This is a genomic window from Xenorhabdus anantnagensis, assembly GCF_028598555.1.
GTDB lineage: Bacteria > Pseudomonadota > Gammaproteobacteria > Enterobacterales > Enterobacteriaceae > Xenorhabdus > Xenorhabdus anantnagensis.
The window spans coordinates 1-23,855 of record NZ_JAQRFN010000013.1; the positions used below are offsets into that span (position 1 = coordinate 1).

12 protein-coding genes are annotated in these 23,855 nt (G+C 45.8%); 6 read left to right on the top strand and 6 right to left on the bottom strand.

Features of this window, described 5'->3' with window-relative positions; translation table 11 throughout:
• Nucleotides 1-367 precede the first annotated feature (367 nt).
• The 5 genes from PSI14_RS11415 to fes form a co-directional block, all read right to left on the bottom strand.
• Nucleotides 368-3,487 (bottom strand): autotransporter outer membrane beta-barrel domain-containing protein, encoded by a 3,120-nt coding sequence (locus tag PSI14_RS11415; protein ID WP_273576004.1) that lies wholly within the window; start codon nt 3,485-3,487, stop codon nt 368-370.
• Between the two features lie 303 nt (nt 3,488-3,790).
• Nucleotides 3,791-5,077 carry an enterobactin transporter EntS gene (gene entS / locus PSI14_RS11420; RefSeq protein WP_273576005.1) on the bottom strand — a complete coding sequence of 429 codons (1,287 nt, stop codon included), beginning with the start codon at nt 5,075-5,077 and terminating at the stop codon, nt 3,791-3,793.
• Between the two features lie 56 nt (nt 5,078-5,133).
• Nucleotides 5,134-13,833 carry a non-ribosomal peptide synthetase gene (locus PSI14_RS11425; protein WP_273576006.1) on the bottom strand — a complete coding sequence of 2,900 codons (8,700 nt, stop codon included), beginning with the start codon at nt 13,831-13,833 and terminating at the stop codon, nt 5,134-5,136.
• Between the two features lie 62 nt (nt 13,834-13,895).
• A complete protein-coding gene (locus tag PSI14_RS11430) occupies nt 13,896-14,123 on the bottom strand; it encodes an MbtH family protein (protein ID WP_273576007.1) in 228 nt (75 codons plus the stop codon).
• Between the two features lie 46 nt (nt 14,124-14,169).
• Entirely contained in the window at nt 14,170-15,498 is a 1,329-nt protein-coding gene (fes, locus tag PSI14_RS11435; RefSeq protein ID WP_273576008.1) for an enterochelin esterase, read from the bottom strand.
• 317 nt (nt 15,499-15,815) lie between these two features.
• On the opposite strand from fes, the gene PSI14_RS11440 reads away from it, so the two are divergent.
• From PSI14_RS11440 to PSI14_RS11465, 6 genes are all read left to right on the top strand, one after another.
• Nucleotides 15,816-18,002: a TonB-dependent siderophore receptor gene (locus PSI14_RS11440; protein ID WP_273576009.1), complete on the top strand. Its 2,187-nt coding sequence runs from the start codon at nt 15,816-15,818 to the stop codon at nt 18,000-18,002.
• A 139-nt stretch (nt 18,003-18,141) separates the two neighbouring features.
• A complete protein-coding gene (locus tag PSI14_RS11445) occupies nt 18,142-19,362 on the top strand; it encodes an isochorismate synthase (protein WP_273576010.1) in 1,221 nt (406 codons plus the stop codon).
• A complete protein-coding gene (locus PSI14_RS11450; protein WP_273576011.1) occupies nt 19,359-21,011 on the top strand; it encodes a (2,3-dihydroxybenzoyl)adenylate synthase in 1,653 nt (550 codons plus the stop codon). The genes PSI14_RS11445 and PSI14_RS11450 overlap by 4 nt, the downstream gene beginning before the upstream one ends.
• Nucleotides 21,012-21,030: 19 nt before the next feature.
• Complete coding sequence (locus tag PSI14_RS11455) at nt 21,031-21,921, top strand: isochorismatase family protein (protein WP_273576012.1); 891 nt, start codon at nt 21,031-21,033, stop codon at nt 21,919-21,921.
• Nucleotides 21,918-22,691 (top strand): 2,3-dihydro-2,3-dihydroxybenzoate dehydrogenase, encoded by a 774-nt coding sequence (gene dhbA, locus PSI14_RS11460; protein WP_273576013.1) that lies wholly within the window; start codon nt 21,918-21,920, stop codon nt 22,689-22,691. Before PSI14_RS11455 ends, dhbA begins: the two co-directional genes overlap by 4 nt.
• Before the next feature lie 120 nt (nt 22,692-22,811).
• Nucleotides 22,812-23,306 (top strand): TIGR00645 family protein, encoded by a 495-nt coding sequence (locus PSI14_RS11465; protein ID WP_273576014.1) that lies wholly within the window; start codon nt 22,812-22,814, stop codon nt 23,304-23,306.
• Between the two features lie 57 nt (nt 23,307-23,363).
• Here PSI14_RS11465 and PSI14_RS11470 read toward each other — a convergent pair whose 3' ends face one another.
• Nucleotides 23,364-23,849 carry a tellurium resistance protein TerW gene (locus PSI14_RS11470; protein WP_273576015.1) on the bottom strand — a complete coding sequence of 162 codons (486 nt, stop codon included), beginning with the start codon at nt 23,847-23,849 and terminating at the stop codon, nt 23,364-23,366.
• Between the last annotated feature and the right edge of the window lie 6 nt (nt 23,850-23,855).

A 23,855-nucleotide genomic window follows, 5' to 3' on the forward strand; every position in this document is an offset into this window, starting at 1 on the left:
ATTGCGGTACATTTGCGCACCTTTGAAAGCAGATATCTCCAGTATGAACAATCCTAATTGTTCGGCGATGAAGGTTTCATAAACTAAAAAATACCTCAGAAGGGTGTTTTATATTGCTATTTAAGTACATTGAATCATGCAATTATTTTTCATCTTAGCATCAGACCCTATCTCCATTTGTCTTTTACCTACTACGTTTTGCTCTCATTTCACGTTATACGCACAGGGTGGCGACAGTCAAAAACCTGCCACGACCGCATTTAAAAAAACAGACACCGGAAGATGTCTGTTTTTTGTCTAAAATCAACCAATTAACTCCAATTTCACTCCAATATTTCCTTATCAGATACTTACATCCTGCTCATCATCAGAATTGCCATTTAAAACCGACATTCATACTATTGTCCTGATGGCTGCTGGACAGCAATCCGCTATAACCAAGAGTGAATGAGATGTTGTTACTTGTGCTCATCTCTGCATTAGCTTTCAACACTACACCATCACGGGAAACCGGAACACTGCGGGTCACAAACGTCGTGTTACTGCCACGGAATGACAAGCCTGTTGCTCGTTCAGACTCACCGTATTGATGCTGCCATCCTAGCTCTCCATTCAGAGCAATCGAAGAACCCCATGAAGTTTGCCAGTTATGATTGGCGCGCAATCCCAATGTGGAGAGCGTCGCTTCGGTATGTTGACTGCCACCATGAAATGCGGCGGCGGCACCGTTTTCGTTAATCCCTTCATTGCGGAAGTTAACGTAAGCCAAATTAATGAATGGTTCCAAATTCACAGCGCCTGCCGGTAGATGATAAGCAAGCTCCGCAGACAACTGCGATGTACGCCCACTGTATTTTGCATTCTCACTATCACGCTGGCTGCCATAGATGATAGAGCGGGCAGTATCAATACGGTGCCATGTGAATCCGCCATTGGTGCGTAAAGCAAAATCACCAAACTGACGGTCACCATAAAGAGCGAGGTGATAGTTATTACTGTCAGCAGTAGCGCTGTTACCGCCATCAAGAGAAGTACGGGTGTAACCAGTAGCAATCCCAAGACGACTGTATTCGTCAACAAGGGCATCTACACCAAGGAATACACCGTAGTTGGAAGCCTGATAACCGCTCGCATTCTCTGTACCAGAAGCGTGGTTCCATGCACTAAGCAATCGAACCCATGCACCGTTATCATCTCCATGAATATCAGGCGATAATGAACGGCCTTCGGCCTGACTCAAACGAGAGTTTAAAGTATCGCGTAAATAACGGCTGTCATTCACCAACAGGGAAGCAACATCGGCGTGGATCTGCCCATTGAGCTGACGAAACGCATATCGGGCTTGCCCTTCAGAGGCGCTGGCCAAGATACTTTCATAGACAGGATTGCCCGCACCGAGGGTATCAGCGGCAACCGCTACAGCACGTTCATTTTGTGTCTTGGCAACATTCGCAAAAGCAGTATCATTGCGTCCGATATGGAGGGAGACTTTGCTAGGCTGATAGGACAATTTAGTACCAAGGAAGAGATAATTCGGGACGACAGTATCAAAGCGGCCGTTGATATTTTGCTTCGCATTAAGAATATTGTATTGCTGGCCAGCTAGGCTTTGTACTTCTTTAAAGGAAAGCAAATTCCCCGTATTTTCAAGGGAAACGCTAACTTTTCCGCCATTGAGCTGGGCACTTTTTTCAACCTGAATGCTGTCACTGCGTCCATCGGCTGCGATTTCAACAGCGTAATGAGAACCCGGTTCAAAAGTAATTTTGTCAGTGACTTTCAGTGTACCAATGGAGTTACCCGGTGCAACAGTACCACCACGCTGCACACTGAGTGTACCAACCGTGCCATTTCCACCAAGAACACCACTTTCCATTACCGAAACAGTGGAAGAAACGCCGCCACTGACATTCAGCAATCCCTGTTTGACCAGCGTTGGGCCAGAATAAGTATTTTGACCACTGAGGATCAGCGCACCTCTGCCTTGTTTAATCAGCCCGCCATGACCGCTGATATCATTGCTCCATAAATCCAGAGCACACTGAGCAGTCTCACAGACATGTTCAGTCGGTTTGCCCTTATCGATCACAGCACCGACACCCGGAATATCAGCAATAAACTGACCGTTGCCGTAGACCACACCATCAGGATCTGGGATGCGGAATTTTTCAGGAATATCCTCTGCGGCATAGAACATACCGGGGCCATTTATCGCTTTGCCGAGGTTGATTAATCCCCAGCCGTAAATCTCATCAATCCCCTTTTCGCCCATATCAGTCGCTGTAGTTAACAGCACAGAAGACGCTTGAGCTCCGGTCATATATGGGAAACGCTCCATCAATACCGCAATACTACCACTAACATGTGGTGCAGCCATCGAAGTACCATTGTAATGAGCATATCCAGTAGTCACGTTATCCACTTTTCCGCCAATGACTGAGCTATAAATCCGACTACCGGGCGCACTGACACAAAAACTGGCAGTATAGCCACAGCGTGAGGAAAAATTGCTGATGGAATAAGGAACACTATTGGTACTATTCGGATCTTTTTCCACACTGGCGACTGTCAGCCAGTTTGGTGCAATATCTGGCACAAACCAAGCCAGACCAGCGATGGCATCCGGATTACTGTAGTTCTGACTGTTACCCGCGGCAAAAATCGTCACAATACCACTGCGGGCAGCATCAATTGCCCCCTGATATGCACCACCGGGTTTTGTACCCAAAAGTGGCTTGATTTCATCAAACTGCTTTTGAGCCTCTGCTAAGGTAAAGTGAGCTGCGTTCGGATCGCCTCCGCCATTCTCAAGCTTCTTATCAATACCAATCCCCCAGCTGTTGTTTATGATGCGAGCGCCATTGTTTATCAGTGCATGCCAACCAGCTTGGTAAACGCCACCATCATTGCCTAAGATGATGCCATCTTCGGGGCCGGGATCACCGTTATCTGCACTGAGTATTTGCGCGTTATAGGCCACCCCATGCATTTTTTTGCCATCTCGGCTACCCGCAGCAATACCCGCAACATGGACACCATGCGCTCCTAATTCGTTGTATCCATCTACGGACGGTGCACCACCATAATTGAATGAATCGCCTTTTTTCACCTTAATATAGGGGTCGGTATATTCACGTATCCCAGAGGTAACTAAGTTGATGACCTTATCTTTTCCTACAAACTCAGGATGCTTGGCATAAACGACCTGATCGAATATCCCTAGCTTGATCCCTTTACCGGTATAGCCTCTGGCATAGGCTTCATCAGCGTGAATGGCACCAAGCCCCCATTCAGCCAAAAACTCACTGGAACGCCAGCTGGCAGGATCACCGAGCTGCCCTTTCTCGATATAATTTTCCGCATAAGCGCCAAAGCTTGCTGCTGCCAGACAGCAAGCTATGGCGTGGTAAAGCACGCGTGGCTGGGTTTTGACCGATAAACGCGCGGCAGTCAGAGTGCTCCGGGGTATTCTGTATCGCTTATTCATCTTAGTTATCATCCGTTATTGATTTGCAAAAATACCAGTTCTTAAGTTTTTTATTGTGTAGGCGGGTTGAAACCATCACCTGCATCACCTAAATACACCATAAAATGACACATTTTATTAATATTTTCCTAATAATTTTTTAACAAAAAATAACAAAAAATGTTATTTTGAAAAATTGGAATGGTATTTTTTATGTTGCGGTGTGATGGCATGATGGCATGATGGCGTGATATTGATACCACGCCGTGATTTGTTTAACTGTGGGATATTCTTGCTAATGATCATAGGCGGACTTTATTCCCATTAGCTATCGCTTTGCTTAGGTTCTCTTTCTAAAGGTTTTTTTTCTGCTAATGGCATGCTGCCACGCAATGTAGAATGGCGTAAAGGTTTTACTACTGCTGCAAGCAATAGGCAGGTAAGTGCAGCAAAAGCCCCGAACGAAAAGACGGTCATTACGGGAGACAACAAGCGTCCCATAAAACCCAAACCCAACGCTCCCAAAGAATCACCCGTAACATCTTGTGCAGTAACAAAACTGTTCACTCGCCCCAATAAATGATCCGGCGTATGGCTCTGCACAAGGGTAAATTGCAGTAAGGATGCAAACGCATTCAAATATCCATAACAAACCAGAACAAGTAATGCCAGAACGATATTTGTGACGACTCCCAGTAGGGATAATGTGATAAAGGAGCACAGTGCACATACAACAAGCAGAACTCCGGATCGTGAGCTTCGCCCGATCCATCCGCTGGTGAAGGCACCTAACATGGCTCCCAAAGGAACGGCAGAATACATCAGCCCAGTCGCTGACGGCCCTTGGTGATATACTTCCTGAGACAATGCAGGAAACAGAATGCGAACCGCTCCTGCGACACTGAGCAGCATCCCCACCAGTATGACACTGCCCACAATTTTATGCTGACAAACAAATTTCACCCCGCTTACCAACGCACTGATCGGGTGCTCTTTTTTGCTTGACTGAGGTTTCATTTCAGGAAGCCTCATCAGGGGTAATAATGTGGCTAATGTACCGATTGCCGCAACGGTAAAGTTCCATCCTGGCCCACCTGCAACAATAATAATACCTGCCAATGCCGGTGAAATAATGGCACCTATGCGAACGGTAATCATGCTCAAGGCACCTGCCGCGGCCAGATTTTCCCGCCCTACTAAATTGGGGATTGCCGCCATTAACGCCGTCATCCCCAACGCACCAAAAAAGCCATCCCAGATAGAAAGAAAATAGAGCATATACAGTGATGGCGAATCTAAAAATGCGTTAAAGCTCAGTGCCACAAAACCGATGCCACAAGTGCCACGGGCAAACAAAATAAGTTTACGCCGATCATAACGGTCTGCCAGTATTCCCCCCAGAATGAGGCCGATAAACATACCGACGCCATCCAGTGCGACCACAATTCCTACCTGTAAGGTAGATCCCGTCAGAAACTGCATCTGGACAGGGACGCCAACCGTCAGCATTCCCAATGCAAAGACAGATAACATACGGGCAATAAAGATAGCTCGGAAATGCGCATTATTTCTGAGCAAACTAAAATCCAAAAAGAGTGATGAACTGGCCATAATGCTCCATACAATGCGATGGCGTTAAACGCGATAAAGTTAACTGCGGTCTTGTTTCAACAGGTTATTCTTATCAACAGGCTATTCAGCAGTGGTCCCCACTGTTTCAATGAAACGGGAGAAAGGATATCTACATGTTCACAATCTTGCCGATAGACCTTTAAATGGCGAATCCAGGGAGCCCATGTCCCTTCAACATCCAAATCAGGAGGCAATGTCCGCTCAGCCACAAATAACGCTGCTTCGCCATCATATTTCTGATTAATGGCAGATAATAAACTGCGTACAGCATCTTGATAGTTAGCGACAATATCCTCGAACATTGCCTGTTTTTCCTGACGCAGTTGCGGATCACGCTCATCTTCTGTCGTCGCCATAAACTCCGCCTGTTCACGGGCAATTTCCTGTTTGGCTTCCTCTTCGCTTAACCCTCCCCAATCCTGCCCCTCCGGAGGATAGGCATCCAATAATCCCAAGAAAGCGACTTCCTCTCCTTCTTGCTGTAAACGAATGGCCATTCCCTGAGCCAACATTCCACCCAGAGAATAGCCCAGCAAGTAATAAGGCCCATGAGGTTGGATATTTCGCAAAGTTGCTAAATGACGTATGCACATTGCGTCGAGGCTATGACATTCAGCAATCACGCCACGAGGACGAGGGGACTGTAACCCGATAATCGGCCAATCTCCCTCCAGATAACGCAACAGCCCACTGTATTGCCAAGCAAAACCTGATGCGGGATGCACACAAAACAGCGCTGGCCCAGAGCCTTCCCTTAATGGTAGAACCTCTCCCATCCCGCTGTTTTCAGCTAAATTTTGCTTTTGTTCATCCGCGAGTTCATCAACTGCTCGTTCACCAAGTATTCGTTTATCAAGCATTCGTTTATCAAGCGTTTGCTTATGAACCAATAGCGCGCTCAATTTTTCTACACTTCGTGCGACTATGATATTGCCAACTGAAACAGGGTAATTAAAGCGTCGGTGTATTTCGGCTGCCAGACGCATTGCCAGCAACGAATGCCCTCCCAGAGCAAAGAAATCATCATCAGCCCAAACCATTTCACACTCTAAAATTTCAGCGAATAATTTAGCCAGCTGACTTTCTAAACCTGCTTGCGGTAACCGGCCTGTAGTTAGCTTCTCTGGCAGCGGGAGTGCCTTACGGTTTAATTTTCCATTTGCACTCAGCGGGAAATTTTCCTGTATCGCATAGCTGACAGGCAGCATATAAGCTGGCAATCGTTTCATCATCGCTTGTTGCAGTGCGGCAATATCCAATGTCACACCTGATTGAGGAATCAACCAAGCAATTAACTGGCGCGCATCGACATTTCCCATTACCTGACCTGATTTGCCCAGCTCACGTGCAGCAACCGCCGCCTGCGCCACTCCGGGTTGTTCCAGTAAAACTTGTTCAATTTCACCCAGTTCAATACGTTGACCACGTATTTTTAATTGCTCATCACTGCGCCCCAGATATTCGACCTCACCATTTTCTGACCAACAGGCAATATCTCCCGTTCGGTACATCCGTTCGCCAGATGCAAATGGATCAGCCACAAAGCGGCTGGCTGTCAGATCGGGTCGGTTCAGGTAGTTTGTCGCCAGTTGAATACCGCAGAGGTAGAGATCACCAGCGACTCCAATCGGAACAGGGCGCAACCAAGGATCTAAAATACGCAATTGGGTATTCCATACCGGACGGCCGATAGGAACACCAGAGCTACTGCAACGCGCCAATGCCTCGCCAAACGCCGGTTGCCATGTCACATCCACCGCCGCTTCCGTTGGCCCATAAAGGTTATGCAAAGGTGCCGACATCAATGTCTGATAGCGATGCGCCAGTTCACATGACAAGGCTTCACCACTACAGAAAACACGTCTCAGGCTGTGGCAGAACGGCGCTTCTTGTTCTCGTAACGCTAGTGAATCAATTAACGTTGCCAACATTGATGGCACAAAATGCAATGTCGTGACACGGTAATCATCAATAAGTTGGAAAAGCGCAGCGGGATCGCGATGTGCCTCAGGTGGTGCCATCACTAATTGGGCGCCTGTCATTAAAGGCCAGAAAAACTCCCAGACAGAGACATCAAAACTACATGGTGTTTTCTGCAATACCACATCATTCCCTGTCAATTGGTAGGCTTCTTGCATCCACAATAAACGGTTAACAATAGCTTGGTGGCTCACCATAACCCCTTTGGGTTTTCCTGTAGAGCCAGAGGTATAGATAATGTACGCCGTATGTTCAGGAGTCACATTGGCGGCAGGATGGACAGGCTGCTGTGTTTCATTCGGCGGCTGATCTAGCAACAATCCATTTAGTAACAACAAAGGGGCCTGATTGGCAAAACGTGCCTGATGTTCACTTTCCGTAATCACTAATCGAGGTTGGGCATCTTCCAACATGATGGTCAAGCGTTCATCAGGGTAGCCAGTATCAAGAGGCAACCATGCAGCACCCGCTTCCAGAATCGCCTGTAACGCCAAGCTCAGCCGAACCGAACGTGATAATGCCACCCCAACAATGTCCCCTGTTTGTACCCCCGCTTCAATTAGACGATCAACTAACAAGCGAGTTTGGAGGCGCATTTGCTGGTAAGTCAGACGATGATGGCAATCCAACAATGCCAAATTGTCGGGCGTTTTTCTTGCCTGTTCAATGACCGCCTGATGGAGTGTTACAGAAGGGAGGTCATGATAAGTGTTATTGATTTCTTCAATAAACGCGACTTCATCAACCGATTGCAAAACCCACTCGCGCAGTGCAATCTCAGGCTGTTCAATTAATTGCCGGATCAAGAGCCGTATGCGTTGTGCCAAACGCTCAGGCTGTTTAACGCTTTCACGATATTCCATCAATAAACGCAGACGCTTACCCGGCAGCACCAGCAACGTCAAAGGATAATGGGTATAACCCCGGTTATTGATGCTCTGGCAGGTAATGTTTTGGATCTCTTCTTGGTTCTGCTTCACTTCAGGGTAATTTTCGACCACCAGCAAAGTATCAAAAAGCGTGCCAGTACCGGCAATTTGTTGGATTTCACCCAGACCAATATTGTCATGTTCAATCAATTGGATCTGCTGGGCCTGTAGTTTTTCTAGTTGTGGCAATAGAGGTTGTGCCATATCCAGAATAACCCGAACTGGTAAGGTGTTACTAAACAGCCCAATATGCTGGTCTAGCCCGTCAGTCTGCCCAAATCGCCCTGAGACCGGGGAGCCAAAAACAACATCAGGTGAGCCGCTGTGGATACTCAATAGCAAAGACCAAATGCCTTGCATCAACGTGTTCAGGGTTAAACCTCGTTGCTGACATAAGCCGATTAACTGCTGTTCCATCGCTGGTTCGAGTAATATTTCAAGCTCCTTAACCTCACCAGTATGGTGTTGTTCACCGAACAAACATGTTGGTTGAACATCTTTCAATACCTGTTGCCAACATTGGCGGGCTGGCTCTGTCTCACGCGCCAATAATTGCCGGACTACGTTTTGATAACGTATTTCAGGTTTATGCAAGGCGTACTCGCTTTGATTCAGCAATGTCAAAAGGTCTTGCACCAGAATAGGTGTTGACCAACCATCAACGATCAGGTGATGGGCATTCAGCAATATCGTATGGCGTGAACTGTTACCGTGACGAACCAGCAATGCATGTAACATCGCCACTGGCTGCTGAAAGAGATCTCGCGCCAGTTCTGTTTTCTCCAGTTCCTGCAACGCCATCTCTTCCTCTTCCGCTGTTAATTCAGGCAGTTGATGAAAATCGAGTGTCCAATAATCTTTATCATCAGAGATGATCGGTATCAATTGCAGTGGAGAAGTGTATTGCTCAGTATCAAATTTCGCAGCAAGCTGAGGGTGATGCCGGACTAAAACTGACAACGCCCGACGTAATTCAGCAACAGTCAATGACCCGAACAGGGAAAGGCGTGTCAATGAATTATAACTACCATGCTCGGTGGCTGTTTGTGCGTGGAATAATAATCCTTGTTGCAGTGGTAACAACGGCAATACCGCAGATAATGGGCCATAACGCTCGGTCAACTGAGTGAGGTCGTTCTCCTCAAGCTCTGCCAGCCCGGTTTCTGCGGCGACTAACGTTGCCATCGCCTGTAAAGGCTGCTGTCTGGCGAACTGAATTAAGCGATCAGCCGCCCATGCCATACCGTGATGTAATTCTGCGATATCTTGATGACTAAAAATACCATCAACCCATTGCCAGTTAATGACCAACTGTGGAGTGTGTCCCTGCTCATCAACAAATAGGTTGATTTCCAAACTATGGTTCAGGGACATTTCGGGATCTTGATAAACAGCAAACGCATCCCGGAAAAGATTTTTAGTCCGTTGAGGCCCCCATAAATTATCTGCCTCAATAAAACGCCCCAGATAATTAAATAAGATCTCCGGCGTTTCTTGCGTTGCCAGTATTTCCTGTCCCGTTTGATCGAGATAGCGCAACAAACCATAACCTATCCCACGATCGGGCACCGCACGCAAAACACTTTTCACTGCCCTGACCATCTCTGCTGGATCTGCGGGCGGGTATTCTCCTGTTTGTGGCAGACCTACCACTATCGGGTATTCAGCGGTCAACCAACCAACAGTCCGGGCCAAATCGCCCTTTTCGTCTAATTCAATGCGGCCATGAGATTCTAGCTGGAAGCGTAATTGACTGACGTTAAAATGGCGATAGCAAGCCATTGCCAATATGGTTAATAAAACTTCTTCAATATTCGCGTGATATTGTTTGGGCAATATTCCCAATAATGCGGCTGTTTGCTCACCGCTCAATAATGTTCGTTCCGTACAGGCGTTTATTTGGCGATCCCGCTGTACATCCAACGGACGCTGCCCTAAGAGAGACGTTTTTGTATTCAACATTTGTTGCCAAAAAGGCAATTCGGCTGCACGTTGTGGCAGATTTTGGCATAGATAATCGTTCCAATCGTGCAAAGAATACTCTTCCGCTGGCAAAGTCATAGCTTTGTCATTTATATTTTTGCCATTTATAGCTTTGCCATTTATTACAGCTTCAACTCCCTGACGTAATTCATCCAATAATATTCGCCACGAAACGCCATCTGTTGCCAAATGATGAATAACAAACACTAATCCCTTAGATACACCGTCATTGCCATCGCCTCCCTGTTGTAATAAACAGGTGTGGAATAGCTGACCATTTGCGGGTTCTAGACACATAACCGCATCGTGGAAGGCTTGCTCTGCACAGGTTTCAATATCTTCGCAATTTTGCCGTATGCTGCAATACGTTGCCTCAAATACAGAAATCGGCTCATGGGTAAACTCACCGACTATAAGCTGATCATCACGGGTGAACGCGTGCAGTACAGGATGCGCTTGCCCTAAGGCAATCAATGCCTGCGTTAAATGTTGTGGCTGTAATTCTGTGGGGACTCGGATAAATACACCATGAGCGAAACGGGTATTAATCCCATGAGATTCGGCAAACCAACGCAAAATAGGCAAGCTATCGATCGCCCCTTTCTGAATGCGTTTCAAAGCCTGTTTTGCAATGGTAACCGGCGTCATTTTCAACGCCATGCGCGCAGGTGTACGCTCACTGAAAATATCCCGCGGACGTAACTGCCAACCAAGACGGCGTAATTGCGTTCCCAGCGCCATTGCAGAAATACTGTCGCCTCCCAGCACGAAAAAATCATCATCTGCACTGACTTCTGGCACAGCTAATAGGCTGGAGAATGCTTTACAAATCGATTTCTCCTGCTCATTTTCTGCTTTTCTGCCTACTGGTAACTGAAGTTGCTGTGGCTTGGGCAACGAGCTGCGGTCGATTTTGCCATTGATTGAGATAGGTAAGGTTTCCAACACCATTAAGAGGGAAGGAACCATATAATCAGGCAGTTTCTTTGCCAGTTCAGCTAACAGTAAAGCCGAGATATTCGGTAAAACGCGCCGTTGCCCATCTGGGACAGCACAATATCCCACCAGCCGATACGTTGCGCCGATTGGCTCAGCAATCACTACCGCAGAACTGACCTCCGGCAAATCAACCAGCGCATTTTCTACTTCACCTAATTCAACACGGAAACCACGCACTTTAACCTGATGATCCACCCGACCAATAAATGCAAGCAGCCCATCAGGCCGCCAGCGCATAAGATCACCAGTGCGATACATCACTTCACCATGACGGAACGGATTAGCAACAAAGCGTGTTGCCGTCATCCCCGGACGATGTAAATAACCTCGGGCGATACCCGCTCCAGAGAGATACAGTTCTCCCACGGCACCAATTGGCACCGGTTGTAAATAACTATCTAAAAGCCAGATATCGGTATTGGCAACCGGACGCCCGATCACAGGCTGATCGGCCATTTGAATACTGGCACCTAATGTATCAATGGTATATTCGGAAGGGCCATAATAGTTGTGGATATCCATTTGCGGCTGCTGTTTAAGTAATTCCCATAACCGAGGTGTGGCAGCTTCGCCCCCGATCATAATACACGCTGGCTGGTGATTACCTTTTTCCAACAATCCACTATCGATAAGTTGGGTCAAGAAAGAAGGCGTAATATCCATGATATCAATCGGCAGCAGATTCATTTGCTGTACCACGCCCCACGCATCCCGTCTCAGTTCCTCATCAAAAATATAGAGTTCACTGCCTAAGATCATACAAAACAGAGGTTCCCAAGAGGAATCAAAGGAGAAAGAAGCAGTGTGTCCTGCACGTGCCCTTCGGCCATGTCGCTGATAAAAATTCTCGATGACAGGCCCAAACAGATACGTTGCGTGGGAGGTTAACAAATTCAGTAACCCGCCATATGTGCTCATAACACCTTTTGGCTTACCTGTAGATCCCGATGTGTAGATTACATAAGCCAAATGCTCACCGCACAGTTTTTCGCGTCGTTCTTCGTCTGTGACAGGTAACGAAGATAAACCGGAACACTTTGCCACTATCTGCTGATCATCCAGACAAATAACCTTGGGTGCTTTTGGCATTTGTGCCAACGTATTCAGATGCGTGATCAACAAGGCGGGCTGAACATCGTCACACATTAACTGCAAACGTTCCGGCGGATAATCGAGATCAAGGGGAATGTAAGCAGCACCACTCGCCAATACTCCCAGAATCGCAATAATTGAATCCACTGAACGAGGAATGCCAATGGCAACCACATCCTCAGCCCCGATTCCCTGCGACAACAAGAAGCGTGCAAGCTGCATCACTTTTGTCATCAATTGGTGGTAACTAAGCTGTTCATTGCGACAACGTATAGCGATGGCATCAGGCTGACGCTCGACTTGCAGCAAAAAGAGATCCAGCACAGAAACACCCGTTACAGGCGCTTGGATTCTCGGCCCACGAGACCATTCATCAAGCCGTTGTTGTTCCTTTGGTGAGATGAGAGGGGCGAACGCAATAAGTTGCTGCGGCTGCATCAGCAATTGATTCAACAAATAACTGATCCGTTCGCCATGCCACTGTAAAGTTTGCTCACTATACTTTTTCCGATTCGCGATCAGCACGAGCTGGAGCTGATCATCGTAACAACACAATTCAAACTCTAAATCATCCACGGGTCCCATAGCGAGCGTATGTGTCTTAATGGGTTTACCATCTAGTTTCAACGTCTCGTTATAAATTTTGTAATTGAAAACAGGGCCATAAAGCGCATTTTTACTGCCTGATAACCCCAGATCGCAACGCAGCTGCTCGGCTTCATACCGCTGGTAACGACGAACTTGCTTCATTTCATCCACAAATGCTTTCGCTACCCCTGCAAGGGTCATACTCTCGTTCAGGTTTATTTGCAGCGGCAAGAGATTGACCACTGGTCCCATTGCACAAAGCGCCTGAGATCCCAGACGCCGCATAAAAGGAAAGCCAATCGACAAATGTTTTTCTCCGCTCATGCGATAGAAATAGATGCAGAGTGCAGCCATCACAATTTCAGCCGGCGGGAATTGCCGCAGTAAATTATCTTCCCTTGATGGGGCAAATTGAGAAAGTGGGAAATAGCAATGGTGATGTAAAGGTAGGGAAGTTCCTGTATTCACCATCTCTTCAGTGGAAAGTGAAACGGAAGCACCGCGCTCACGAGTATGCTGTTGCCAGAATTCGGCTGCCTTTGCTTTTGCCGGAGACTGTTCCCACTCCTGATACTCTTTAACGACCAAATCGAATGAACAGAAAGGATTTTCAGCGGGCTGCCTGCCTGTGTTTAACGCGTTATAGATATCAATAATACGCCGTGTCAGTGCCTCAAAACTGAAACCATCAAGCATAAGATGGTGAAAACGCTGATACCAGAACCAACGTTCAGGCTGAGCACCGATTTTCATGATTACTTGTCGGTAAAGCGGGCGTTCCCCATCTGCGGGCAATTCAGCGGCCAGATCCGCCTGCATTAATGCTTGTGACCTGTTTTCTCCCTGCTCAAGAGTAAAATCGAGCCACTCCGGTGCAATAACCTGTTGTACATGACAGAAAGCAGGAATTTGCTGTACAGTGTCTCCCTGTTCATTCATAAAATAACGCGCATGAACGGTATCGGCTTCAGCCAAACCTTGGCGGATAGCCACATCAAATAAGGAACGATCCAGTTTTCCCTTGATTTCAATATAATGCGCAATGGTAAACACATTGCGATGACTGGCAAGTTGGTCAGCCATCCAGATTCCGGGCTGAGCAGCCACAAGTGGCAACGTCAGATTGACTGATTTAATTTCAGAAAGTTGCAATACATTCGGCACGTTTGATTTCCTTGCTTATCTACTCTACAGACTAAACCATCGGCATTATCAATTTGATTTATCTATGTTTTATGCGGATGTGTTTTATGCAGACTGGCCGGGCGCATATCCACCCAATGCGCTTCTATGTATGCGATACAAGCTGTTCGTGAATCCGGGCCAATAATCTGCTTCCAACCAGCAGGATGGTCAGCAAAAGCTGGCCAAAGGCTATATTGCTGTTGATCGTTTATCAGTACATAAAAAGTGGCTTCATCATCATCAAAAGGGTTCTTTTGTTGCAAATTCATCGTTGGTTCTCATCATATTTGGGACTTCAATAATCGGTTTACCGCATCATTTTTCAGCCAGTAACCAACTAAGGCCATCAATTAACCCACCACGCCAGCACAGCACATCATGCCCACCATTAAACACGCGATAATTTACGTTGTGCCCTGCCTCCTGTAATGCGGCATGCATTTGCTCATTCACAAAATGGATATCTGCTTCGCGGGAACCCGCCTCCTGAAAGATTTTCAATGACGAAGGCATAACTTTTTGCTCAAGCAGTTGCTGGGTCAGCCAGCCGGGCTTATGTTCTGCGGATGATATAAACTGCCGCACAATTTTGCTGTCAGGCCACCAAAAAGAACCCGATTGCGTGAGAACACAACCAAAGCGTTGCGGCCAATGCAGTGCGGCATACAGTGCCGCCAACCCACCGTAACTCTGCCCTGCGATAACAGTTTGTTCAGGATCATCACTGAAAGCGGCATGCTGTGCGACAAGTGGCAAGAGTTCATCCTGAATTGCTTGCCAAAAATCAGGATTGCAGGGAAGCTCCCGCTCCCGATGAGGCATATCAATAACATCAATCAAAAGCCAAACAGCCTCCGGTATCTGCCGTTTTTCAGTCGCTGCATCAATCACCGGAAAAATCGGCATTCTCTCCGCCCAATTCAATCCATCCAAGAGAATGATAAGAGGACGAGGAGACGTAGTTGCTTTTCCGGTTTCTTCCTCGCTTTCTTCTCCGGTGGAATAAAGCCAGACACGCCTTTGGTTGTTGAGCCGATTACTATTCCAATGCAAAAGCAAAGGCTCTCGTTTATCTGCCTGCCCAATATGATTTGGGTTTATCCCATCAATCAGTACCCATACAGTCTGTTCTGGTGCTTTAGGCATATGAATTGCCGATAAAGGCAAACTAAGCCCGTTACGGTGATGACTCTGTAAATTCAAAGGATCTGGAATGGATAATGGGAAGAGTGAAATCCACCATTCACGTTGCTGTTGATTGCGCTGTTTACTTTCATCGGAAAATTCGGGGGGGAGATATGCGTCAGTGACAGGTATAAATCGATAACTTCCTCTCCAATCATCTTCAAGGTTCACTGACCAATACCAGATATCTGTTTCAGGCAATCGTTGTAAACTTTGCGGATCGGGACGATGGTGATTAGTAATGCCATTGATATCGATATAGATTTTTCGAAAATCTGAGTTTTGTTCATCCCCGTAAGGGTCTCGCCAGAAGAAGGTTGTCTGAACTTGCTGGTTCCTCGTAACTTCGATGATCGGAGTTCCCAAACTAGCAATATGTTCCCACCATGATTCACTACCAACATTAGGGGCAGATAATAAATTATCTGCTGTACCTGATGGCTGAAATACTAACTTCATTCCCTTCTCCCCTGCAAAAACACCCGCTCATAAGTGACATATGAATTTGATACACCGCGCCTGATATGTCGCGCCCGTAACGCCCGCAAAAGAAATGATTATCATTATCTAATGATATTGATAATGATTTTCGTTTGCAATATCATTCAATTTATTTTATTAATCTTAATCACTGGCTAACAGAGTTAATGGAGCATTATCAGGAAACGTGGCAGGAGGCCTTCACTATTCAGCTTAGCCAGAATGGTGTCGCCTTAGTTATCTAACTGATTTTTAAATTTTTATTTTGAAAATGTCTATATTGAGAGATGAAATCCATGGTACTGCCTATCAAGAACAATGCATCGAAAGCCGCAAAAAGAATGACGATAAACTATAACTATAATAAATTATTCTTAACCTTTACTTCTGCCCTGCTACTATCCCCATATGCCTCAGCAAACAATGGGACTGACAATAACAACGAATACACCGTAACTGTCACAAGTGAAATTAAAGGGAATTCTGAAAAAAACTTTGTAGAATCAGACAGTGCCGCAGGCACCAAAAGTCTCACTCCTCTTATCAAAACTCCCCAGTCAATCAGCGTCATTAATCGCACACAAATGGAAGCACAAGGTGTAGCAACTGTTGCTGACTCCTTGAATTATTCAAGTGGTGTGGTGACTAATTATCGCGGCTCTTCCAACCGCAATGACGAAGTGATTACCCGTGGTTTTCGTTATGCGCCTAAGTTCCTTGATGGCTTGAGTTATGGTAATCAGATCGATCCTTGGTTATTGGAACGGGTGGAGTTGGTGCACGGGCCAGCATCTGTGCTATATGGTCAGGTCAGCCCCGGCGGCTTGATTAATATGACCAGCAAAAAGCCAACTGCCCAGCCCATCCACAAAGTACAGATGAAAGCGGGCAATCAGAGCCTGGGTGAATTGGCTTTTGATTTCGGTGGGGCACTGGGTGATGATATTCCCGTTCTCTATCGTCTAAATGGCATACTCAGCACCCAAAAGCAGTTCGTCAAAGACTATAAAAAAGAGCGGATTGCCATCGCTCCTGCGCTGACATGGATCCCCAACAATAATACGACCTTTACGTTACTGACCAGCTATCAGTACGATCCCAAAGCAGGATACCGCAACTTCTACCCTAAAATCGGCACGGTAACATCTGCCCCCAATGTGGGTTATATTCCCTACGATATGAATCTCAGTGATCCTTCTTTTAATCAGGCCAGACGGGAGCAGGGATCCATCGGCTACCTTCTTGATCATGACATTAATGATGTCTTTTCTTTCCAGCAAAACCTGCGTTATTCAAGCTCAAACGAGCGTTATAAACTTTTCGTTTATGTATCGGATATAAAAGACCAACCAACTAGTATCCAGCGCCGCCCACAAAAGGAATACAGTGAAGCACAGACATTCAGCATGGATAATCATCTGAAAGCACAATTCTCAACCAGTAACATTGATCATAACGTCACCAGTGGAATCGATTACAAGTGGGTGGACAGCCACAATAAAAGGTGGCAAAAGAATGGTGATCAATACAAATTCGATTGGTCAAATCCAACCAGAAGTGTTCCCGTTGATGAAAAAGAGTTATCCCTGGCTTTAAATGATAAAAAGAAACTCCACCAATTAGGCGTTTATGTACAAGACCAACTCAGTTGGGAGAACTGGAATTTAGTCCTGTCGGGGCGTTATGACTGGACCGAAACCAAGCAACAAGACATCCTTAAAAGCAAATCAACAACCCAGAAAGATCGCGCTTTTACAGGGCGTGCGGGATTACTGTATGCCTTTGATAACGGTATTTCGCCTTATATCAGTTACAGTACCTCCTTTGAACCTAATCTCTCTCAAGGCGCGCCGGGAACCCCTGCCTTCAAACCAACAACGGGTGAACAAACTGAGATAGGCATCAAATTCCAGCCAAAAGACCACAATACCCTGTTAACCCTTTCTCTGTTCGATATCACCCAGAAAAATGTGACCAGCCGTAATCCGGTCACCCGCTTTAGCGAACAAATTGGCAAAATTGGCTCAAAAGGGGCTGAAGCCGAAATTCATTCCCAAATCACGCCAGAGATCAATCTGATAGCCAGTTACACCTATACAGATACCAAAACCAAAAGCGATAGCAATGCCTCACGGATCGGCAAAAGATCACCTTCAATTCCTGAACATGCGGCTTCTGCATGGGGGAGTTACAGCTTTACACAAACGGCCCTGAAAGGATTTACATTAGGTGCAGGCGTACGTTATACCGGTTCCACTTCCGGTGATTATGCAGAAACATTCCACGTAAAATCCTACACCCTTTATGACCTGATGGCGAAATATGATCTTGGTGAGGCTTCTCCTAGGTTAAAAGGTGCCAATATACAACTGAATGTGAATAATCTGACCAACAAACATTATGTTGCTTCATGTTCAAATACAGAAGCTTGTTTCTATGGTAGCGGACGCAGCATTGTTGCCATGATGGAATATAGTTGGTAAAAAAATTTATTGGCCTCAGTGGCATAGAGCAAAACTTTCTGCCACTGTGGATTGCTTCCATCAAGGCACATATATACTTATTGGAATCATAAAACTGAATCATAACCAATCTATTATTTAAAAATAATAGGGAAACATCGTGCTTAATTTAACAACTGAATATCACACATCCGAATTACTGGGCTTTAGTTGTGATGATTTTGTGTTCCTGTCCTCAAATAAAAGCCTGCATGCACAAGGATGTTTTACCAAAATAACAACGCCTGCCAATCATCATGATGATATTGGCAATTTATTAAGTAGTAATTCATTAAGTGGTAACTCATTAAGCGACAATCTGTCTCAATTATTTCATCAGGCTGAACTGGCGGGAATTAAAAACCCTATTGCAGTAGGGGCAATTCCTTTTGATAAACAACAACCGTCTGCTCTCTATATACCTTATGAACATCGTTGGTTAGAACGGGAAACCTTACATTTTTCCACTTTGTTCCCCATGTCACGGTTGCAATTGCAGCAGAGCCATTTATGGCCGGAAAAAGAAGAGTTTTGCCAGATGGTCTTTCAGGCAGTTGATGCCATACATCATGGCCTGCTTGATAAGGTCGTCCTTTCGCGCCTGCTGGATATTGAATTTGATCGGAAGCCTGACACTATCCGGCTTTTTATGCAGCTTAATGCCCAAAACCCTTATAGCTACAACTTTCATCTTCCGCTAGAGAACAGCACGTTAATCGGTGCCAGCCCGGAGCTTCTACTACGTAAACAGGGCAATACCATTATTTCTCAACCACTGGCGGGTTCGTCACGCAGAAGCCGCAATATCGCAGAAGATAATGCCCTGCGCCAATCGTTGCTGCATTCAGCCAAAGATCAGCATGAACATCAATTAGTGATTAATGCGATCCGAACCGCACTCACTGAACATTGTACTGAACTGATGATCCCTGATTCGCCTTCAATATTCAGTACCCCTTTACTCTGGCACCTCGCCACAGAAATACGCAGCGAATTACGCAACAAACATGCAGATTCCCTTTCAATTGCCAATTTACTCCATCCAACGCCAGCGCTTTGTGGAGCACCAAGAGAGCGAGCACACGAACTTATCGCTCAACTCGAACCTTTCAAACGCAACTATTTTGGCGGCATTGTCGGTTGGTGTGATGCCAAGGGCAATGGCGAATGGGTTGTTACTATTCGCTGTGGAGAAGTATTTGAAAACCATATTCGACTTTTTGCAGGAGCGGGCATCGTTGCTGACTCCCAACCCAATGCTGAATGGCAAGAAACCGGGGTGAAACTTGGCACCATGCTACAAGCACTAGGATTATCGGAGAGTAAGGAGCATGTATTATGAGTATTGAGTTTAATCGCTGGCCGGAAGCATTATCACAGCGTTATCGTCAACGCGGTTACTGGCTGGATCTTCCCCTTTGCGACATACTCAGCCGTCAGGCTGACAACGAAAATATCGCGCTGGTTTGCTCAAATCAGCAAGCTGTTAATCATCAATACAGCTATTACCAATACAGCTATCGCCAGCTCAATCAACTGGCGGATAATCTGGCTGCTTCCCTCAAGCGCCGGGGTGTCCGGCATGGTCAAACCGCATTGGTGCAGTTAGGCAATATCGCGGAATTTTATATCACCTTTTTTGCTTTACTGCGTTTGGGCGTGGTTCCCGCCAATGCGCTGTTCAGCCACCAGCGTAGTGAGCTATTGGCTTATGCCGAGCAAATTAAACCCTCACTCTTGATTGCAGACCGTAGCCATTCACTATTTTCTGATAATGTTTTTATTCACGAACTGTATACCCGCTACTCTTCACTGACAAATATATTTCTGCGGGGAGATAACCTCAGCCCGATAGATTTAACCGTATTGACCGATGAAAAAACAGACAACTTTATCGCTACACCCACACCAGCGAACGAAGTGGCTTTTTTCCAGCTATCAGGTGGCAGTACGGGTATCCCGAAACTGATCCCCCGAACTCACAATGATTACTACTACAGTATTCGTGCCAGCGTTGATATCTGCCATTTCAATGAGCAAACACGCTATTTGTGCGCCCTTCCTGCCGCACATAATTACCCGATGAGTTCACCGGGAGCATTAGGGGTTTTTTATGCAGGGGGACAGGTGATTATGGCTAATGATCCCAGTCCATCAAGTTGCTTCCCTTTGATTGAACAGCATCAGGTTAATGTTACTGCTTTAGTACCTCCTGCGGTAAGTCTGTGGCTGGAAGCCATTACACTGACAGGGGATAAATCACCCATTGAAAGTCTGGCGTTATTGCAGGTAGGCGGTGCCCGCCTGAGTGAATCGCTGGCACGGAGGATACCTACAGAGCTGGGTTGCCAATTACAACAGATATTTGGCATGGCCGAAGGGTTGGTTAACTACACACGTTTAGATGATGACGAACAAACTATTTTCACTACGCAGGGCCGTCCGATTAGTGATGATGATGAAGTGTGGGTCTCCGATTCTCTGGGTAACCCACTACCACATGACACTCCTGGTTTGCTGATGACTCGTGGGCCTTATACTTTCCGTGGATATTATCAAAGTCATCAATATAACAGCCAAGTGTTTGATGAAAATGGTTTTTACTGTTCGGGTGATTTAGTTGTTCAAACAGAGAAAGGTTATCTGAAAGTTGTAGGCAGGGAAAAAGATCAAATTAATCGTGGGGGCGAAAAAATTGCGGCGGAGGAAATAGAGAATTTACTGTTACGCCATCCACTCGTGCTGCATGTCGCATTGATCGCTATTCCTGATTCACTAATGGGAGAAAAAAGTTGCGCCTATGTCGTTACCCGCGAAGAGGTAAAGTCAGCCATATTGCGGCGCTTTTTACGTGAGCAAGGTATCGCTGATTACAAACTTCCCGACCGCTTTGAAAACGTTCCGTCCCTTCCTATGACGCCTGTCGGAAAAATTGATAAACAGAAATTACGCCAAATCGCACGCAGCACATTTATTCATGCCGTCCCCTAACGTATCACAGAGGTATAAAATGAGTATTCCAACACTTAATGATTATCTTCTCCCCACCACTCAAGAATTACCAACCAATAAAGTGAATTGGTCACTTGATGGCAAGCGTGCCGTGCTGCTCATTCATGACATGCAAAATTATTTCCTCAATTTTTGGCAGGCTGACAGCCCGCTGGTAAAGCAGGTTATCAATAATATTGCGCGTCTAAAAATCATGTGCAAAAAGCAGGGAATACCGGTTTTTTACACAGCCCAGCCCAATCATCAGAGCAATGCAGATCGAGGATTGCTGAATGATATGTGGGGGGCGGGATTAAATCAGTATCCTGAACAGCAAAGCATCACTGAAGCATTGACGCCTGAAAGTGATGACATTGTATTAACCAAATGGCGTTACAGTGCCTTTCAACGCTCAGATTTGGAGCAACAACTGAAAGTTATGGGGCGTGATCAATTAATCATCTGCGGTATTTATGCTCATATTGGTTGCATGACAACAGCCACAGATGCCTTTATGCGTGATATCCAGCCTTTTTTTATCGCTGATGCACTGGCAGATTTCAGCCACGATGAGCACATTATGGCATTACGTTATATTGCCAGTCGCTGTGGTCGTGTACTGACAACAGAAACATTGCTCAATGAATTATTTCCGCAACCTGCTCCACCTGAATGGACGCGTGAACGTCTCCGAACTGAAATTTTACCTCTATTGGATGATGATTGCGGTGATATTGATGATCATGAAAATATGCTGGATTATGGTCTCGACTCAGTGAATATCATGTCACTGGCGGCTCGCTGGCGCTATGAGAGTCATCACCAAATTGATTTTATCTCACTAATGAAAACCCCAACATTAGCAAACTGGCTCACTCTGCTGACTGGTAAACCAGAGTCCAAACAATGAACATAACTTTTGATTTCAGTGGTAAACATGTTTGGGTCACAGGGGCAGGACGTGGCATCGGCTATCACATTGCCAGTCGATTCAGTCAGGCCGGAGCGAACGTCATCGGATTGGATTTGGCATTTCCCGATCCTGATTTGCCTTTTACTGCCTATAAGTTAGATGTCAGTGACCATATCGCCGTGAGCCGGCTCTGTCGGGAATTACTCACCGCAGAACCTCATTTAGATGTACTGGTCAATGGTGCTGGCATCCTGCGCACAGGACGTACAGAGGCCCTGAGCTGGGAAGATTGGCAACAATGTTTCAACGTCAATGCCGGCGGGGCGTTTAACCTATTTCAAGCCGTGATCCCGCAATTTCAACGACAACGCAGTGGGAATATTGTTTCTATCTGCTCGAACTCCGCCCATGTTCCAAGAATTGAAATGTCTGCTTATGGTGCTTCCAAAGCTGCGATGCGCAGCTTGTGCCAAAGTGTCGGGCTTGAATTGGCTCCCTATGGTGTACGCTGTAATCTGGTTTCTCCCGGTTCAACGGATACGCCAATGTTACATGCCATGTGGAGAAATGATATGCGGCAAAGCGAGGCATCCAGACAAAACATGATTGATGGCTTTCCTGATAAGTTTAAGGTAGGTATTCCTTTGAAAAAAATTGCCTTGCCGGAGGAAATTGCAGATGCGGTTCTTTTCCTTGCTTCTGATCTCGCCAGCCATATCACCATGCAGGATATTGTCGTTGATGGTGGTGCAACTTTGGGTAGCTGAGTTGAAAGATCACCACTAAATATTACCCAAACAAAAATATATCACCAAGTTATTAATTAACCTAAATTCAGGTTATACTGCTGCTCTTTTTTATCCTTTTTGTAACTTATAGAACACACAATGGAACGCTTTTTCGAAAATCTGATGTACTCCTCTCGCTGGCTACTTGCGCCGGTTTATTTCGGTTTATCATTGGCATTACTTGCTCTTGCCGGAAAATTCTTCCATGAAATCTATGCCATCAGCATAGAATTTCATAAGATGGATGAAGCTAAGCTAATCCTGAAACTTCTTACTCTAATCGATATGGCTATGGTTGGTGGACTGGTGGTCATGGTGATGTTTTCTGGCTACGAAAATTTTGTCTCACGTCTGGATATCGACGCACACAAAGAGAAACTGAGTTGGTTGGGGACAATGGATGCCTCTTCACTCAAGAGTAAAGTTGCAGCCTCAATTGTCGCTATTTCTTCCATTCACTTGCTGCGTATCTTTATGGAAGCCAAGGAAGTACCAGACAATAAACTTATGTGGTATGTCATTATCCACCTCACCTTCGTTTTATCTGCATTTATAATGGGATACCTTGATAAACTTACCCGCAGTCATCACTAAGTGATCAATCAAATTAACAAGCATCTCCTGACGCCAATTGAATTCAATCGACTGGCGTCAGGGGATTTGCCGCTTTGATACGCTCCCATTCATATTCTCTTTTAACAACTTTTCAATAAACTGATCCACCACCATTTCAACCACTTCACTTCTGGTTGTCTCCAGACGATTAGCCAGGCCATCAATTTTTCTGAGCACAGACATTCTCAGAGAAAGAGAAATAGGCTTTTTCTTCTCTTTATCAAGGAAAACATGACTGATGGCTTCTTCAGCTTTGAGGCTGAGATGCTGAACAAGCAATTCTTCAATCCTTTTCACATCCTTTTTGGTCAGCATCCCTTTATCAACTAACTGATAGGTATTCCCCATTTTGCTAAACCGGATATCAGCACAGTAAAGATCTCTCAATTCCCGTAATGCACGCGTTAACGTTGGCTCCGAACAATTGAGTTCCCTAATGATCTTAACTTTACTAACCGGTTTGCCATGTGAAAGTAATAAAGTTAACTTGAAATTTCTGAATTGTTTGGGATTGAGCAGCATTTTTTA